General features: G+C 40.3%; 18 protein-coding genes and 1 pseudogene. All 19 read right to left on the bottom strand.

The window, feature by feature from the left end:
• Nucleotides 1-14: 14 nt before the first annotated feature.
• A complete protein-coding gene (locus ACWYN3_RS02025; protein ID WP_456219638.1) occupies nt 15-1,541 on the bottom strand; it encodes a glycoside hydrolase family 3 protein in 1,527 nt (508 codons plus the stop codon).
• A gap of 50 nt (nt 1,542-1,591) precedes the next feature.
• A complete protein-coding gene (locus ACWYN3_RS02020) occupies nt 1,592-1,891 on the bottom strand; it encodes a DUF5110 domain-containing protein (RefSeq protein WP_456219637.1) in 300 nt (99 codons plus the stop codon).
• Nucleotides 1,892-2,003: 112 nt separating this feature from the next.
• Nucleotides 2,004-3,704 carry a TIM-barrel domain-containing protein gene (locus ACWYN3_RS02015; RefSeq protein ID WP_456222844.1) on the bottom strand — a complete coding sequence of 567 codons (1,701 nt, stop codon included), beginning with the start codon at nt 3,702-3,704 and terminating at the stop codon, nt 2,004-2,006.
• Nucleotides 3,705-3,784: 80 nt separating this feature from the next.
• Nucleotides 3,785-4,414: a hypothetical protein gene (locus ACWYN3_RS02010; protein WP_456219636.1), complete on the bottom strand. Its 630-nt coding sequence runs from the start codon at nt 4,412-4,414 to the stop codon at nt 3,785-3,787.
• A gap of 142 nt (nt 4,415-4,556) precedes the next feature.
• Nucleotides 4,557-5,021 carry a helix-turn-helix domain-containing protein gene (locus ACWYN3_RS02005; protein ID WP_456219635.1) on the bottom strand — a complete coding sequence of 155 codons (465 nt, stop codon included), beginning with the start codon at nt 5,019-5,021 and terminating at the stop codon, nt 4,557-4,559.
• Complete coding sequence (locus tag ACWYN3_RS02000) at nt 5,018-5,392, bottom strand: response regulator (RefSeq protein ID WP_456219634.1); 375 nt, start codon at nt 5,390-5,392, stop codon at nt 5,018-5,020. The genes ACWYN3_RS02005 and ACWYN3_RS02000 overlap by 4 nt, the downstream gene beginning before the upstream one ends.
• The gene (locus ACWYN3_RS01995; protein WP_456219633.1) at nt 5,346-5,522 is read right to left on the bottom strand and encodes a hypothetical protein; all 177 of its coding nucleotides are present in this window, start codon (nt 5,520-5,522) and stop codon (nt 5,346-5,348) included. Before ACWYN3_RS01995 ends, ACWYN3_RS02000 begins: the two co-directional genes overlap by 47 nt.
• A 2-nt stretch (nt 5,523-5,524) precedes the next feature.
• A complete protein-coding gene (locus tag ACWYN3_RS01990) occupies nt 5,525-7,012 on the bottom strand; it encodes an ATP-binding protein (RefSeq protein ID WP_456219632.1) in 1,488 nt (495 codons plus the stop codon).
• A gap of 14 nt (nt 7,013-7,026) precedes the next feature.
• Nucleotides 7,027-8,733, bottom strand: a complete 1,707-nt coding sequence (locus ACWYN3_RS01985) for a ligand-binding sensor domain-containing protein (RefSeq protein ID WP_456219631.1) — start codon at nt 8,731-8,733, stop codon at nt 7,027-7,029.
• A gap of 29 nt (nt 8,734-8,762) precedes the next feature.
• Complete coding sequence (locus ACWYN3_RS01980; RefSeq protein WP_456222843.1) at nt 8,763-10,544, bottom strand: beta-galactosidase; 1,782 nt, start codon at nt 10,542-10,544, stop codon at nt 8,763-8,765.
• A 7-nt stretch (nt 10,545-10,551) separates the two neighbouring features.
• The gene (locus ACWYN3_RS01975) at nt 10,552-10,851 is read right to left on the bottom strand and encodes a beta-galactosidase (protein ID WP_456219630.1); all 300 of its coding nucleotides are present in this window, start codon (nt 10,849-10,851) and stop codon (nt 10,552-10,554) included.
• 4 nt (nt 10,852-10,855) lie between these two features.
• Nucleotides 10,856-11,524, bottom strand: coding sequence for a glycoside hydrolase family 2 TIM barrel-domain containing protein (locus ACWYN3_RS01970; RefSeq protein WP_456219629.1), 669 nt, complete (start codon nt 11,522-11,524; stop codon nt 10,856-10,858).
• 182 nt (nt 11,525-11,706) lie between these two features.
• Nucleotides 11,707-12,012, bottom strand: a complete 306-nt coding sequence (locus tag ACWYN3_RS01965; RefSeq protein WP_456219628.1) for a hypothetical protein — start codon at nt 12,010-12,012, stop codon at nt 11,707-11,709.
• 32 nt (nt 12,013-12,044) lie between these two features.
• Nucleotides 12,045-12,608: a sugar-binding domain-containing protein gene (locus ACWYN3_RS01960; protein WP_456219627.1), complete on the bottom strand. Its 564-nt coding sequence runs from the start codon at nt 12,606-12,608 to the stop codon at nt 12,045-12,047.
• A 197-nt stretch (nt 12,609-12,805) separates the two neighbouring features.
• On the bottom strand, nt 12,806-13,036 hold the full coding sequence (locus ACWYN3_RS01955; RefSeq protein WP_456219626.1) for a glycoside hydrolase family 97 C-terminal domain-containing protein: 231 nt from the start codon (nt 13,034-13,036) through the stop codon (nt 12,806-12,808).
• On the bottom strand, nt 12,978-13,829 hold the full coding sequence (locus tag ACWYN3_RS01950) for a glycoside hydrolase family 97 catalytic domain-containing protein (RefSeq protein ID WP_456222842.1): 852 nt from the start codon (nt 13,827-13,829) through the stop codon (nt 12,978-12,980). The genes ACWYN3_RS01955 and ACWYN3_RS01950 overlap by 59 nt, the downstream gene beginning before the upstream one ends.
• 36 nt (nt 13,830-13,865) lie before the next feature.
• Nucleotides 13,866-14,545, bottom strand: a pseudogene (locus ACWYN3_RS01945) (glycoside hydrolase family 97 N-terminal domain-containing protein); the annotation flags it as partial.
• 119 nt (nt 14,546-14,664) lie between these two features.
• Entirely contained in the window at nt 14,665-16,737 is a 2,073-nt protein-coding gene (locus ACWYN3_RS01940; protein ID WP_456222841.1) for a glycoside hydrolase family 2 TIM barrel-domain containing protein, read from the bottom strand.
• A gap of 10 nt (nt 16,738-16,747) precedes the next feature.
• Nucleotides 16,748-17,038, bottom strand: coding sequence for a sugar-binding domain-containing protein (locus tag ACWYN3_RS01935; RefSeq protein WP_456222840.1), 291 nt, complete (start codon nt 17,036-17,038; stop codon nt 16,748-16,750).
• Between the last annotated feature and the right edge of the window lie 51 nt (nt 17,039-17,089).

The following is a 17,089-nucleotide window of genomic DNA, read 5'->3' as shown; positions in this document are numbered from 1 at the left end:
GCCACTAAGCAGCACTATAGCAGTGTTTTTTTATTTACTTTCAGCAACGCATCAATCAGCTTATCCTGGCCAAAAGGAAGGTCTAACGAACGGCGGTCGCCGCCTTCACAATCCTGAAAGTGATTTTTGTTCAGTCCACCAATAAAAAATACGATATCAGCATTCTTTGCAGCTTCGATGGCAGCAGCTGTTAACGAATCAGCATTTAGCTTGGATGGCTCTTCACGTCCATATACTGACGGCCCGGAAGCATAGCCAAGACTATAGACAATATGATCTTTCCCATATTTTGAGATCAATCCCTCCAATGGCGAATTTTCATAAGCCACCTTGAGTGAGGATGACCCTCCACCTACGACCAGGCTACGACTTGCATTTTCTCCTATGACAGCAATTTTTTTAAATTTACCTGCTGGAACAGGAAAAAATTGATTCTCATTCTTCAACAGTACAATTCCTTCCTGCGCAATTTTACGGGCAGCCTCACTGTGTTCAGGAGAAACGAACCGGCCAAAAGGCCTATCGGCACTCATGGTGGTCCGAAAAATTAAGCGGAGTATCCGACGGGCCTTGTTGTTAAGCAAAGCCACGTCATACTTTCCTTCTTTAATTCCTTTAAGGAACGGATTGGCCAGATAGTATTCTGAGTATGGGAAATTTCCTTTAGTGGTTAAACCATTGGTATACGTACCCATTTCGAGATCCAGACCGTTCTTTACGGCCTGATCTGTATTGTGAACGCCGCCCCAGTCGCTAATAACAACCCCGTCAAATTTCCAACCACCTTTCAGAATTTTGTTCAAAAGCAGGTCGCTATGACAACAATGCTCACCTCTCAATTGGTTATAAGCCCCCATGATAGACCATGCTTTCCCTTCCTGAACAGCTGCCTTGAATGCCGGCAAATAGATTTCGTACAATGCACGGTCACTAAGATTGACATTGATATGTCCACGCCACTCTTCCTGGTTGTTCAGTGCAAAATGTTTTACGCAGGCAGCTACTCCTTCAGATTGAACGCCCTGAATATAAGGCACCACCATCCGGGAACTGAGATAGGGATCCTCACCCATATATTCGAAATTTCGACCGTTCAAGGGGGTACGATAAATGTTCACTCCCGGTCCGAGCAATACGGTTTTATTCCGATACCGGGCTTCTTCTCCAATTGATTTACCATAAAGCAAGGACAGTTTAGGATTGAATGTAGCTGACAGGCAGGTAAGTGCTGGAAAAGCCGTACAAGAATCACTTGTCCAGTTGGCCCCGCTCCATTCATCCCAAAGAGCTTCCTCACGAATGCCGTGTGGTCCGTCATCCATCCAAACTTCAGGAATTCCCAAACGCGGAACACCTTTTGAACTGAACTTAGACTGTGCATAACAAAGGGATACCTTTTCTTCCGTAGTCATTACTGAAAGTGCATTTTCCACCCGCTCTTCAATGGGTTTGTTTACATCAAGATAAACCTGTTGTTTCTGTTGAGCACTAACCATTAACGATGCCCCTGCTGCTGCTATAATTAAAATTATTGATTTCATTCATTAATTTTTTATTCTTCTGTCTATGATTTTATTTATCAAATTGATTATCAAATTTTCACAACTGTCCTGGAACCGCTGTACTGGACAATTTTAGCTGATGCAGTGGTTTTACCAATAGCAACAATCCGGAAAATCCGATTGGTTAACATCCCCTCGTAACTGCCCTTGCGACTGCTGATGGCAAGCGTTCCATCGGTATTGTTGTATTCAAAATTGATGGTGGAAGAAGCACCCTTTTCGTAATTGTAGTTGGTGCCTTCGTCTTCATATAAGCTGAACTTGCCATCTTTACCCTGGTAAACTCGTATCTCAATGTCATCAGCTTTCTTTTCAGAAGTATATTGCATAACCTCTCCAACTGGTAAAATGGTACCTGAAGGAACAAAAACAGGAATATGTTCAAGCGGCGCTTCTACATTTATCCTTTGTCCACCTTCGATCTTTTTGCCGGTATAGAAATCATACCAACTGCTTCCGGTAGGAAAATAGACTTCCCGGCCGGCTACGGGCTTTATAACTATAAACGGGACAAACCATTAAGCCTGAACCCAAAAGGAATTGATCGCTTATGCTGTAGGTGTGTTTATCAGCGGTATAATCCATTGCAAGCGATCTCATCAGTGTATAATCCTTATGATACGCCATTCCGGCCAAAGAATAGATGTAGGGCATCAGGCGGTAACGCAGTTCATCGTAATAAACAAGGCTTTTGTAAACTGGGTGGCCTTCTGGTGCCAGGTTATAGATTTCACGATAAGGAAACTGGCCGTGACTGCGGAACAGCGGACAGAATGCCCCAAACTGGAACCACCGTAAATTCAGTTCACGCCATTCATTTAGATCTGTATTTTCCTTGCCTGTCTGGTCAAAGACAAGCTGGCCATCTGAGTAACGTTTCTCTACACAAAACCCGCCGATATCCATCGTCCAGAATGGAATACCCGACATAGCAAAGTTAAGTCCCGCCGGGATCTGTGCCTTTAGGTCTTCCCACCTTGATGCGATATCGCCGCTCCAGGTAGCAGTGGAATACCTTTGCAATCCGGAAAAACCTGACCGTGTCAACAGAAATACCCGCTTATTGTTGTCCGTTTCACGCTGTCCGTTATAGATAGCTTTGGCGTTCATCAGCGCATAGGCATTAAAGTATTTATAAGAAGATCCAAGAGCGGTGGGACCGCACAGTTTCTTCCGGTATTCCATATCTGTGCAATCCCTGATGTTGGGCTCGGAAGCGTCCATCCACCAGGCATCGAAACCCTTCACATACAGGTTTTCATTCATCTGTTTCCAAAAGAGCTTTTGGGCATCAGGGTTATAGGCGTCGTAGAAAGATCCTACGTAACCAGGTCCGATCCAATCGCGGACACTGTCTTGCACCGCTTGCATATACATCCATCCTTTTTGTCTAAACTGTTTAAAATGGTCAGTTGTAACATAGAATTTAGGCCACACCGATATCATGATATTTGCATCCTGTTTGTGTACCGAATCTACCATCCCTTTCGCATCCGGAAACCTTTTCAAGTCAAACTGGTGACTTCCCCAGGCAGATTCAGGCCAATAGTTCCAATCAAGTACAATATTGTCAAGTGGAATCTTACGTTTCCGATATTCGCTCACCACGTTTAACAGCTCGTCCTGTGTTTTATAACGCTCCCGGCTCTGCCAAAAACCCATAGCCCATTTTGGCATAATACTCGCCTTTCCAGTCAGCGTCCGGTAACCACTGATCACATCATCCATATCCTTACCAGCAACAAAATAATAATCCATTTTATCGCCCATTTCTGACCAAAAGGATATGTTACCATTTTTCTCCAATGGAGATGAAGAAAGTGCTTTAAGTCCGACATAGGAAACGCCCCCATCGGGCTTCCACTCCAGTCTTATTTTGGTGCGTTTCCCCTTTGTTAGCGGAAACGAAAACCTGTACGTGTTCGGATTCCAGGAAGTTCTCCAGCGTTCTGGAACCACCAATGAATCGTTAAGCCACACTTTGGTATATCCTGCATAGTAGAGGCTAAACTTGTAAATATCAGTTTGCTTAGCAAGGATGGCCCCTTCCCAAACCACAGAACCATCGTTAAAATTAAAGTCCGAGGGAAATTTTTTCACGGTTGTTAGATTCTCATAATCAATTGCGGACTCTCGACGGATAATGGGAGCATTATTTTTTTGATTGTAAGTGGCTGTAAGAAAACCTTCCTTACCATTCTTGTCAAAAAGAGTAAACTGATTTAGGTCTTTGTAATCACGGGGATCCCCATATTTACTCTGCGAATAGTTGTCCCATAATATCCCATAATTTTTTTTGTAGACATAATGAATGGCACAGACACTTTTGTATTGTATTGGAAAAGGTCTTCACTTTTATGTTTATAATTAAAGTCATCGGATTGATGCTGCCCAAGCCCATAGATAGCCTCGCCAGGTGTACCTGAAAAAACCTGTTGCATAGTATATCCTTTATCGTTTTCAACAACAAAAGGACTAAAACTTCTTTTCTCTTCCTGAAGTATGGCTTTTCCTGACTTGTCTGTAAATGAAATTTTGCCTGTGAGAAGCGAAACCTTCACTGTCAGTTCCTTAGTCGAGAGTTGTGCAGATTCTGCATTGCCTGTTACCTTAAAAGGTACTGTAGGAGCTAATCCGGGTACCACACAAAGGCTCGCCACCTGAGGGATCATACTTTCGGGCGAAGCCTGCACCCTGATAATCCTGCTGTTGATCACGTTTATTTCAATGGTTTTGGCAGCTCCGGCTTTGGGGTGGACCTTCATGCCGTTCGGCAGTGTTTCAACAACATTAGCTGCGAATAGTTTCTGTACGACAAGCAACAATACAATAAAAGAAGAAATTCGTTTCATAACGAAGAAAAGGTATTTAAATGGTTAGAATATAGTTTCCCGGTTTTACGATGCAAAACTACGCTAACACATTTCGACCACAGAGCAGTAATGTTAAATTTGTAAGAAGAAATGTTAACCTGGAGACAGATTAACCATTGTTTTAATTGGAATTTCTTTTTTCTACTATGTACTCAGAAGGAAGTACATGATACTTTGTTTTAAAAGCTTTGGCAAAATAATTCGGGGTGCTAAAACCCACCATATAGCATATCTCAGAAATCGTTTTATTGCTTTTTTCTAACAACACTGCGGCTTTTTCGAGCTTAACTGATCTGATAAAGTCCACCGGGGTTTTCCCTGTCACCTTTAAACACTTTTTGTACAAAGATACTCTACTCATAACCAATCGTTTACTCAGATCTTCCACAGATAACTGAGGGTTGTGAAGATTCTCTTCTATGTAAAGCAATGTTGTATTGAGGAATTTAACATCATCTGACTCGATTTTCAGTTCTGGCGAGGCAATACCAATTTGCCTGGAATAAATTCTTTTAAACGTTTTATCGAGCGTGAGCAGGTTTTTGATTTTTGAGTGTAAAATCTCAAAATTAAACGGCTTCGTCATATAATCATTCGCTCCGGTCTCTCAACCCCTTTAACTTGTTCTTCTTCGGCAGCTAATGCCGTCAACAAAATAACGGGGATATGCTTGGTCCTTTCGTCTGATTTTAGTTTCTCACACAATTCCTTACCATTCATTTCGGGCATGCTGATATCGGAAACAATCAGATTCGGGTGAAGTGCAAGAGCCTTTTGCCACCCCTCCTTGCCATTCGAAGCCTCCACGATCTTATAAAAAACTCGTAGGTTATCTTTAAGATAAAATCTAAAATCCTCGTTATCCTCAACCAATAAAATAACAGGTGCGTCCCGCATGTGCTTATCTTTATCACCAGTTTTTTTTTTTTTCCTCACTTTTTTCATTTGATCCTGCATTTTGCAGATCAGTGTCCCCAGGATCGTTTTGCCCCTGCCCAGGAAGTGCAGTGAGCGCAAGATTTAGGTGTACTGTGAAACAACTGCCCAGACCGGACTCGCTTTCCACCGTTATTTCGCCTCCCTGCATTTTCACAAACTCTTTGGTGATAGAAAGTCCAATCCCGATCCCTGGTTAAGGATGGAGGAGGAAGTTTCATTTTGAAAAAACCGCTCAAAGATTTTTTCCTGTTTGTCTTTTGGAATGCCAATTCCCGAGTCTATTACTTTTAACTCTAATAAGACTCTGCTATCTTCTGTTTGTTCCTGTAGCTTGTGTAATTCAACATTTACTGTTCCTCCTGACGGTGTAAATTTAAATGCATTCGACAGTAAATTGAACAATATCCGCTCTACCTTATCCTGATCGTAAGACACATATAAATTTGCAATGCTGCTTTCAAAAGTTAGTTTTATCTGTTTCCGTTCTGCCAGATCATAAAAAGAGTCGGTTGCATCTTTAATAAAGGAGATAATCTCGCCATCGCTATTATTCAGGCGCAGTTCATGCTCCTCCATTTTACGAAAATCAAGCAGCTGGTTTACCAGGTTCAATAATCGCCGCGCATTTCTTTTGATCATGGTCAACTGCCCATGCCGGTTCTTCTCCATGGTTTCGGTCAAAAGTGTATCTACGGGTGCCAGGATTAAAGAAATGGGTGTCCTAAATTCATGGCTCAGATTGGTTAAAAATTTAATTTTTAACAGATCAAGCTCCCGGAGCCTTTCAGCTTCCTTGCGGTCCTGCTCGCGTAATTGCCTGGTCTGAATTCTTTCCTGCACCAGAGCAAACTCCCGTCTTAATTTATTGATCCCCCTGCTCCGGATAAACAACAATAGAAAACCAAATGCTAAAATATATCCGATGTATGCCCAGGTTGTACGCCAGAACGGAGGCAAAATGGTGATTTTCAATTGTGACTCGGCTAAAAGTACAGAGTCATTTTCATTAAAAGCCCTTATATGGAGTATATATTTGCCAGGATCAAGATTTGTAAAAGTAGCTTTACGGCTTTCTGAAGGAACTGTAAGCCAACGTTTATCGAATCCTTCTAAACTGTATTTATAGATTACTTTTTGGGGATTAAAATAGTTGAGCAATGCAAATTGAACTGAAAAAATATTCTCTTTGTAGCTCAGGCTTAAATTCTTGAGCGCAGTTATGGTTTCGGGCAAAATAATAAGTCCATTTATTTTCTCGCCAACACTTACCTTATGGTAAAATACCTCTAGATCGGTCATTACCAATGCTGAGGGAAACTGGCTGTTCTTGATCTGCCCCGACCTGAAAATATTGAACCCGTTCGGCCCTCCAAAAATCAGTTCACCAGATTTTGTCTTACCTGCGGCATTGACATTGAACTGCGTATTCTGCAGCCCATCGGATTTATTGTATTTACTATATCTGAATTTATAGGTTTTCCCTGTGGCAATTACAGTTATTTTATAAAGCCCTTTAAGAGAACTGTACCAGATATTACGATCCTCATCTTCGATAAGTGCCAGCACTGTGTTTTCCGGCAAACCGACCTCTTCGCTTAAATTAGTAAACTTTCCAGTTACAGGATTATATATGCTCACCCCTTCTCTGGTACCTATCCAGATCCACCCCCCCTGCTATCTTCAGTGATTGAAGTTACAACACCTTGTAACAGCGAATTGGTATCCTTACTGTTATTCTTTAAGTGTCTGAACCTGGAGGTTTTTCCATCCAGGATACTAACTCCAGCTGTAGTGCCCACCAAGATATTCTTGTTCCTATCTTCATACAGGCAACTAACCACATAAGCATTTAACGTATTTTTAACTGAAGGATTAAAGTGTTTAAATTTTCCGTTACCCCGGTCCAGCAGATCCAGCCCGCCGGTTAAAGTGGCAATCCAGAGCCGATTGGAAGCATCTTCCAACAAAGCATAAATCCGGTTATCTGAAATACTCGAGGGATCCGTGGTGTGCTTAAAATTTGTAAACTTCTTTCCGTCAAAACAATCAAGTCCACCCAAATAAGTACCGATCCATAAAACGCCTGAACGATCGATCTTAAGGCTTATCACAATATCACTGCTTAAAGAATTACTGCTGGCGGGATTATTACGGTACCTTTTGATTTCGCCGGTGGTTCTGTTTAAATACAACAGACCTGTCCCATTTGTTCCGATCCACAAATTCCCTTTGCTATCTTCTGCAAAAGAATTAACATCTTCATTTAGGACATTTTTCCCAGTCAGGGACTGATTTAACGGAAACTTATAAATACTTTTATGGTAATAACAAATCCCTCTTTTGTAGGTTCCAGCCCAGACTATTCCGTTATTGTCTTTATATAAAGCCCCTATGCTATTGTCACTTAATCCCCTCACGTCATTTTCTTTACTTAAGATATAAGTGAATCGGTGGGTTTGCTTGTCTAAAATATTAATTCCGCCATGATCGGTCCCTATCCAGATATTTCCATCCTCGCCCTCGATTATCCGGCTTACATTATTCGAGCTTAATCCAGAATGATCCTGCTTTTTCCCAAAATAAGTGAACCTGTCGTTTGATACACTAAGGCAATACAGGCCAAACGGATTACCCCTGCTATAGATAAAAATATTGCCTTCAGAGTCGTAATTGAGATTAAAGGAATTGACCTGCCCACCCAGTCCTTTCTTTACTGCAAGGTACCTTTTTGTTACACTCCGGTTTCTTAAGTTAAGTTTGTCAATGACACCGTCGGTATAAATAACCCATAAATTACCTTTCAGATCATCGATAAAATCGCTGATCTGGTCTGAGTAGAGAGAATTTGGCACATCACTTTTATGAACATATTTTATTGTCGTCTTGCTTTTTGAATCATAACAAAAAATACCTTGATTTTCTATGTAAAAATAGAACCTGCCCTTATTATCGGTGTTTATCGCCTTGAGGTATCCACCAGGAAGTTTATACTTTTTAAAGTGTTTATCCTGAAACCGTTCAAAATTTTCAGTAGATGGATTGTAAATGCTGAAACCGCCATTGGAAATAATCCATAACTGTTTCCCTGGGCCCTCAAATATATCTGTAATACCATCTTGTACACTTGAACTGTCTTTTGAACTGTGTTTGAATACTTTGAATTCGTGTCCATCATACCGGTTCAGGCCAGCCATAGTACCAAACCACATAAACCCTTTACTATCTTTAAATATCGCATTTACCTGATTGTCTGATAAGCCGTTAGAAATATCCAGATGAGAAAACTGGTATACATTTTTTTGCGCAAAAAGAGAGTTGCACAGTAAGAATGCGCTGATCAGAGCTATAAACCGAAACATATATCTAAACTACAATTAAATCTGAATATTTACTCACACCAAACCAATACTCCCGCAGGTTTCAATGTTTTTTCCCCTATAAGAACTTTAGACGTGCCAGGAATATTCATGGTATAGTCGGCCGAAGAATAATTTACGGCCATATAAAAGCCATCTCTCCAATAAACATAAATACCTTTCGGATAATCCTCCGTAGTTGCCCCGGACCCGACATAAATGCCACGTAATACATCCTTCTCCAGGTTTGAATCGTCAGTATCAACGCCTATATAGGTTACAGATCCTTTACCAATTTTGTGTTTTACAACCGCAGCTTTTCCCTTGTAGAATTGGTTTTCATAGGTAGCAAGGATTTCTGTATTTTGATCTGGCATTAGCAAATCTGCCCAGTTGTTCCAACTATAATGTTTTGCTTTCATTTGTATATCACCTTTTGCATAAGCTGAAAGCATATCTGTTGCACTAACCTGAGCGCCGATAAGCCTAGAAATTGGGGCTGCCAGTTTACCCTCCCAGAAATGCCCCATACGATCTTTGGTCGCCGTGCGACAGGTAATGACTAAATGGCCGCCGCCGGCCACATAATTGTTCCATTTCTTTATTAAGGCAGAATCCACCATTTCGTAAGCAGGAACAATAACCACTTTATATTTCGACAAATCACCGGCTTCAGATATGACATCAACGGGGGCTCCCAAAGACTTCGCTATTTCCATGAACTTAACCGGGTAATTCCAGGTATCCCACTGCATGGTCTGCTTTTGCCTGTTTATAGTCCAGTAATTTTCCAGGTTCCAAAGAATGGCAGTTGAGCGTGCTGCTAGTTTTTCCGGCACCTTAATACCTGGTCTGTATTGCTTCCGCAGTTCTTTTATTTCCTTTATAAATTGCATATAATCTTCACCCCCAGGTGAAGGCGTTACCCCATCAGTTTGTATAACGCCTGCGTGGTATTGTTCAGCACTATATAAAATCTGCCGGAACCGGTAAGAACAGGCAAGTTTCCCACCTGCAGCAAATGTGTGATACAACCACATGCGTACTGTTCCAGGTAAAAGAAGAGGGTTATAACTTCCCCAGTTTACTGGCCCGGGTTGAATTTCCATCACACCTGATACGCCTCCCAAGTGCTTAAAGTATTCTGAAGCAAAAAGGATCACCTTACTATCTCCTAACCTGAACCCCAGTTCACCAAGGTTATCGCTGCCACCATTAGGATAGGCTGTATATGCTGCAAAGTCGAGCTTTTTGGTACGACGAGGGTCAGAACCAGGAGAAACTGCCGTATAATTGGTGGTAATATATTGTTGTTTTGAAATGTAGTTGCGCAAAGTGCCTGCCTGAAAATCAAGAAACTCCGCCTGGGCATCTGCACAATAGCGTTTAAAATCGAGTAAAGCATGGGGGTTATTTCCCCACCAGCCCACCAGGTTGGTATTGTGGATCATCACCTGGTCGAAGTTGTTGTACCACTGGCTCCAGAAAGCCGTCCCCCAGGCATCATTTAATGCATCAATAGTTTTGTACTTGTTTTTTAGCCATAGCCTGAAAGCTTGCTGCGATGATGGGCTATAATCTGGTTTGGCATCGGGTTCATTATCCAGTTGCCATCCGATCACCTCTTTATTCTGCCCATAACGTTTGGCCATTTCGGTTACTATTTTTTCAACAAATAGCCGGTATTTCTGATTTACAATTGAAGCTAATCCCCGCGTGCCGTGCTCGGCCCGGATATAATTGCCATCCATGATAAAGGTTTCAGGATAATTTACCCGCATCCAGGCTGGTGTAGTTGCCGATGGTGTGCACATCAATACTTTAAAGTTTATATTTAACACAAAGACTCACCACCTTGTCAAGCCAGGTAAAGTCATACCGTCCTTCTTCTGGTTCCATTTTGAACCAGGCAAATTCAGCAAGGTGTACAAATTCGTAACCCATATCAGAAATTTTCTTAATATCGCGCTCCCACTGGTTTTCCTTCCAGTGTTCGGGATAATAGTATATTCCCGTCGTAATCAGATCTTTTTCAGGAAAGAAACGATTGATCTCCTGCGATTGGACATTAGATAATGACAGAAGTATCATTACTGCTAAAAGGGCTATTGATTTTTTCACTTTACTAATTATTTTGTATTTCAAATTGTTTTCTTTTGATGGGTTTACGCTTATTTTCATAATATTCCTGCATGATATACCAGGCTTTCTTTTTTTCTCCTTTATCAGATATTAGTCCTTTTCGGTTATATCCATTCTGATATACAGGATGCATTCTGGTTAATGATCTGTAATCATATAATATCCACGGACAAACACCGCTCTCAATAGGAATGGTCTTAAACATTTCTATTTGATCCTTATAAATCTGTTCCTGATATTCTTCAGACCAAGAAGAAGCTTCATCAGTTGGGCCATGCTTACTCCCGTACAGGGCTTCGCCTCCGAATTCGGAGATAAACACAGGTTTGTTAGGGAAGTTTATTTTCCATGTCGCTTCCGAAGGTTCCCCCTGCCAGGGAACATACCAACCTATGTATTCGTTAATAGCAATTAAATCTGAATAGTTATACAGTGTATCCGATACCTTAAAAGAGTTATTGTCATAGTTTTGCGTATTTATAACATGAGTCACCAATCTTGTAGAATCAATTGCTTTGCATTTTTCAGTCAAATCAATAAGTGCTTTATTCCTATTTGGAGTACCCGGATAAGTCTCATTAGAAAGATTCCAGACAACAACCCCAGAGCGGTTTTTATCCCTGCGAATCATTTCTTTCAACATTGTCTCCATCTTTTTTAGAACAAGACTATCTGAAAATTGAATAGCTGCTGATATACCGGGAGCTCACTCCATACCATTAATCCCATTTTTTCAGCTTCCTTAATTATGTTTTCGTTGTGTGGATAATGCGCTAACCTAACCAGATTACAACCCAATTCTTTTGCAGAACTCAACAATAACCTGGCTTCTTCCTATGAATATGCTCTGGACTTTTTCATTGGATTTTCTTCATGAATATTTACCGCCTTAATAAAAACAGGTTTTTTATTAAGTAAGACTCCACCTCCTTTGACTTCAATGCACCTAAAACCAATTTCATCAACAATAGAGTCGGTTTCACTTTCAACAATAACTTTGTAAAGCTTAGGATTTTCAGGTGACCATAACTTAAAATGAGAAGAAAACTCAATCTTTGCAAAGCCCCTTTTGTCAGTTCTGGTTTTGTAAACGACATTTAATTCGGGGAGTTTTATTTTAATTTTTTGTTCCGTTTTCACCCCATTTAGCTGAACCCATCCGAGTACATTGTTCAAACTACCTTTTTTTTTAATTGAATAAAGTAGTCGTCTATGTAAGTACTGTGCGTTTCAATAATATTTACATCGCGCGTAATACCCCCATAATTCAGCCAGTCATAACCTCTCCCAGGAATACCATTCTCTAAACGGCTATTATCAACTTTTACGATTAGTGAATTATCCTTTTCTTTCACTTTGTCTGTAATTTCAAATTGAAAAGGCGTAAAGCCACCTTCGTGGCTTCCAAGTTTTTCTCCATTCAAATATACGTCTGAGAAATAATTGACAGCAGCAAAATAAAGAAAGAGTCGAGCATCTTTTTTCTTAGAAACATTGAACTGCTTTTTATACCAAACCGAACCTTCATAAAAAGAGAGTTCGCGCATCTGGGAATTAAAATCTCCCGGTACATTCAATTCTGGTGCACCATTAAATGAATACTCAAAAAAATCAGTCTTCTTTTGTGGTTTAGGTTCTATCCAAAATTTTTTCCAACCGCCAATATTTACCGGGTCAACCAAAACTTTCCACGATCCATTTAAACTAACGCCCATCCTGGATTGGGAATTAATCATTGCCGTTTGGGCATTTGCTAAATCAACTAAAAGGACTAAAGATAAAATAATCAGTCCTTTTACTTTTGATACTATTTTTTTTTTGATTGATTCAATTTCTAATATTTAAATCTCATGACTATTCTTTCTGATCACACCAGCGAACCCTCCTCTTGGAAGACATTCAATCTTTAATGTATTTCCTTTTTTTACTTTTATTATTTCTGAAGAAAAAAAAATTTATCATCCTTCCCGTCTTTGATAACCTGAAAACTATGGTTTCCTTTGTCAAGAAAATCAAATTTTACGATTAAGGTCTGAGCTACATCTTTACCGTTCAATCCGGCGATATACCATTGATTTCCTTTCTTACGGGTAATAATGACTTTTTCACCCGGATAACCATCGACTAGTTTTGTGTCGTCCCAAGCAGTCGGAACCTGTTTCAAAAAGTTTTTTGGTTCTGCTGGCAAAAAGATCATATGCTAACGGCCTATCGGCAAAGTGCTGTAACCCCGATTCAAATACTATAGACAAAGCCAGCTCGTGCGCATAAGATGTTATATGTGAATGTTGTGAGTTTGAAAAGGTAACAGGAGTGTAATCCATCGAGCCAATTACATTTCGTGTAAATGGAAGCGTAGTATTGTGACCTGCTGCTTTATTAGTTAATACCTGATCATTATTGTACCATTCTGCACCGTACACCGCCTCTGTTGTCATCAGGTTGGGATAAGTGCGCGACCATCCACGGGGAACTGTTGCTCCATGAAAATTCACCATTAAATGATATTTTGCAGCGTCTTTTAAAATATCGATGTAATAAACCATCATATCCTGGTGGTCACCAGCAAAAAAATCTACTTTGATCCCATACACACCAATTTTATTTAGCCACAAAAATTCTTTGGCACGTTTTTCTGCCGTAAGTAAACGGTCATTCGGTGTCGCGTCGAGCCAGATCGTACCGGAATTAATTATACCACAGCAATGGTTTTTTATGCCTTTGCTTTTTGCATAGTTTACCGCATCGGTTATATTCCCTCCGTTACCCATCACATCCCATTCCCAATCGATCAGCACATAAGGCCAGTTCATTTCTACGGCTAAATCAACATATTCAACTATCTTTTTGTAATCCTTAGAACCGTGATTGTTTGCCCAATAGATCCACGAAACTGCACCCGGTTTAATCCAATCAGTATTTTTTAGCTGGCTTGGTTCGCTTACATCTGTAATCAAAGTTGATTCGACAATATCTGACAATTTCCCAATGATAAGTGTATGCCATTGAGAATTCCAGGGTAATGCAGTCTTGACTCCTTCCTGCTTAAAATTATCACGACCGTAAGGGTATGTGACCTGATATTCCTTGGTATTTTTTATATTGCTTAGCTTTGCTGCACAATTATTTTCAGTTATATCTGCCTCAGAAATCAACGCCCAAACTGACTGGTTATTCACTTTGTATAAAGCCGGAAAACCCATTCCTGGCCTTTATTAGTAACGAGACCCGTTTTGCTCAATGGATAAAATTTTTCATATGAAAGATCGTAAGGCTGCATCCAACGGGATGTGCTGTCAGGCAAAACATACGTTGTAGCCTCGTTTATGATATTAACTTTTGAGTCTGATTGATTTGGGAAAACATAACGAAATGCAATACCATCATTATATACTCTAAAAACAATATCCAATGGCTGACGATTGGAATTTTGAAAACTGAATGTTTTTTCAGTACCTAAATTCTCGCACAGTTGGCGTTTGCCACAAACCATTTTATACTTATCGTGTATTGAAACAGGTTTTGATGTTGAAATCAAACGCAAGTTATCTGCAAATTGTTCATCGACACGATTAATACCCAGTTTAGAATCTGGTAATACTTCTACAAAATTGTTTTCAAGTTTATAGAATGCTTTAAAAAAAAGACTGTGTACAGCATTCTTTTCAGACAAATTTAAAACAACTTTTACTTTCCCCCATTAGGCGAGATTACCTCCTGTGCATGTATAACAAATGAACTTAAAATAGAAACCAGAAAAAAAATGATGTGTCTTATTGATGTTTTCATGCATTAATTATTTTGTATTGATTTAATAGTTATACTTTTCCCTTCCAGTCCATTTGATGTTACTGATAGTTTAATTTCACCAGCCTGATGATTGCTTTTTATCACTACTAAAGCTCTACCCTTCCATGCTTTACGAGTATCGCCTACATATGGTTCGAAGTCTTTCAAATCAGCATTATCTACTCCTGCAATGACACCCGGTCCATCAATTTTAAAATGCAAACGGTTGACAGCATTCGGTTGGAATATCCCGTCCTTGTCTGTTAATTCTATAGTAACATAGGACAAGTCCTGTCCATTCGCTGCAATCTCTTTTCGATCAGCAGTTAGACTAATCTTTACGGCACCCCCAGACGTTTGCAGAACAGAGGATTCGATTTCTTTACCGTTTTCTATGCCAACTGCTTTGAGAGTCCCAGGAGTATAAGGGAAAGTAAAAGTAGCTTTAAACTGTTGTTCGCGTGTTGTTGCCTGTTCGCCTATCAGTTTGTTATTAAGGTAAAGCCTCACTTCCGGATATTTGGAATACACTTCAACCTGAACGGTTCTCCCTTCAAAACCCGGCCAGGTCCAACTTTCCCATGTTGGATAAACTGACCACCAGGTTTCTTTGATTTCTAAGGGTTCCGGGGCTGGTTCACGGACTGCCATATAGAGTTTTTCGTTATCGTTATACAACATGCTCCGGTAATGGGAAATGGGTTTTCTCCATCCGGTCAGGTCAATATCACCACAATAAGCACCATGCCATGGAAAAAAAATATTTTCCCAATGTTCACCAGGTGTATCCCCAGAATAATACCAACGACCTATGCCTGACTCACCCAGATAATCCATCGCTGTCCAAACAAAATCCCCGATTACATAATTATTTTCCTGTACCAGTTTCCAATTATTAAAAGCATCTTTAGGAGGAAAAGATTCGGTCTGAACGATGATACGCGAAGGCACTCTTTTATGATCGTCCGGGGCAGTATGCAGGTTGTAATTATAACCGGCAATATCGTGTACACCTATCAAAGAATCCAGATTCTCCCATTTGTCTAAATTCACAACTGCAGAGGTTACTGGCCTTGTAGTGTCTATTTTTTTTTTTTCCTGCAAAAGCATTTTAGCCGTTTCAACAGCCTCGGGTTTCCCCCGTTCTACAATTTCGTTACCTATACTCCACATAACGATAGATGGATGGTTTCGATCCCTCAAAATCATTGCCTGCAAATCTTTTTTCCACCATTGATCGAAATATTTTGCGTAATCGTTACTGTTTTTTCCAATTTTCCAGCAGTCGAAAGATTCGTCCATTACCAGCAGGCCCAGTTTATCGCAGGCATCAAGAAATGCTTCGGAAGGGGGATTGTGGGAAGTCCTCACCGCATTGAATCCACCAGCCTTAAGAAGTTCAATTTTACGCTCTTCGGCACGGTCAAAAGCAGCAGCGCCCAGGCAGCCATTATCGTGATGCACGCAACCACCGTTTATTTTCACTGTTTTTCCATTCAATTGAAACCCATTTTTGGCAGTAAATTTTATGGAACGGATACCAAAATTGGTTTTTGTACCGTCCAGCACTTTTTTGTCTTTTACTACCTGGATCTGGGCCTGATACAAATGCGGCGTTTCCGGTGTCCAGAGCTTAGGATCTGACATTTTTATGGTCTGGGTGATTTCCTTTTCGCTATTGGCAGGAAGTACAACCTGCATCTGGCCGTTACCAATATTTTTAGAATTTTTATTCCAAAGAAGGGTTTTCACAACAACGCTCTGGGCAGATGCTGTTTCATTTTTAACCTTGGTTTTTACCAGTACAGCGGCCTTTTTTGAAGATACCTCAGGAGTTGAAATGTCAACACCCCAATGTGCAACATGTACAGCACCAGTAACATTTAACCACACATGGCGGTAAATACCAGAGCCACTGTACCAACGGCTGTTCATCTGCTGCCCATTATCCACCCGAACAGCAATAACATTCTCTTCTCCAAAATTCAGATAAGGTGTAAGGTCATAACTGAACGATGTGTAACCATAAGGATATACACCCAGCGATTTTCCGTTGATAAAAACTTCGGAATTCATATAAACGCCTTCAAAATAAATAGCTGTTTTTTTTTGCCTTCCAGCTATCAGGCACCTTAAAGGTTTTTCGATACCAGCCCATTCCTGACGGAAAAAATCCGCCACCTCCGCCTGTAGCATTTTTAGGATGAGTTTTTCCTTCAATACTCCAATCGTGCGGCAGATCAAGTTTACGCCAACCTGAATCATTGAAATCATTTGCTTTAGCTTCCGGCGCATCACCTAAAAAGAATTTCCAATCATAATCAAATAACTGTTTTCTTTCTGTTCCATTTTGTGCATATCCTGAAAAAAAGCATATACATAGTATAAATACGAATACGAGTTGTTTTGTGTGATATATTGTTTTTTA

The sequence above is a fragment of the Pedobacter sp. NJ-S-72 genome, assembly GCF_053890575.1.
This window is presented reverse-complemented; position numbering and strand designations above follow the sequence as displayed.

Excerpts from the sequence above, each read along its gene's own strand:
- ACWYN3_RS02010 (WP_456219636.1), bottom strand. The coding sequence starts at position 4,414 with ATGAAACGAATTTCTTCTTTTATTGTATTGTTGCTTGTCGTACAGAAA.
- ACWYN3_RS02020 (WP_456219637.1), bottom strand. The coding sequence starts at position 1,891 with ATGCAATATACTTCTGAAAAGAAAGCTGATGACATTGAGATACGAGTT.
- ACWYN3_RS01960 (WP_456219627.1), bottom strand. The coding sequence starts at position 12,608 with ATGATTAATTCCCAATCCAGGATGGGCGTTAGTTTAAATGGATCGTGG.
- ACWYN3_RS02025 (WP_456219638.1), bottom strand. The coding sequence starts at position 1,541 with ATGAAATCAATAATTTTAATTATAGCAGCAGCAGGGGCATCGTTAATG.
- ACWYN3_RS02005 (WP_456219635.1), bottom strand. The coding sequence starts at position 5,021 with ATGACGAAGCCGTTTAATTTTGAGATTTTACACTCAAAAATCAAAAAC.
- ACWYN3_RS01940 (WP_456222841.1), bottom strand. The coding sequence starts at position 16,737 with ATGAATTCCGAAGTTTTTATCAACGGAAAATCGCTGGGTGTATATCCT.
- ACWYN3_RS02000 (WP_456219634.1), bottom strand. The coding sequence starts at position 5,392 with ATGCAGGATCAAATGAAAAAAGTGAGGAAAAAAAAAAAAACTGGTGAT.
- ACWYN3_RS01970 (WP_456219629.1), bottom strand. The coding sequence starts at position 11,524 with ATGGAGACAATGTTGAAAGAAATGATTCGCAGGGATAAAAACCGCTCT.
- ACWYN3_RS01980 (WP_456222843.1), bottom strand. The coding sequence starts at position 10,544 with ATGTGCACACCATCGGCAACTACACCAGCCTGGATGCGGGTAAATTAT.
- ACWYN3_RS01985 (WP_456219631.1), bottom strand. The coding sequence starts at position 8,733 with ATGTTTCGGTTTATAGCTCTGATCAGCGCATTCTTACTGTGCAACTCT.
- ACWYN3_RS01995 (WP_456219633.1), bottom strand. The coding sequence starts at position 5,522 with ATGCAGGGAGGCGAAATAACGGTGGAAAGCGAGTCCGGTCTGGGCAGT.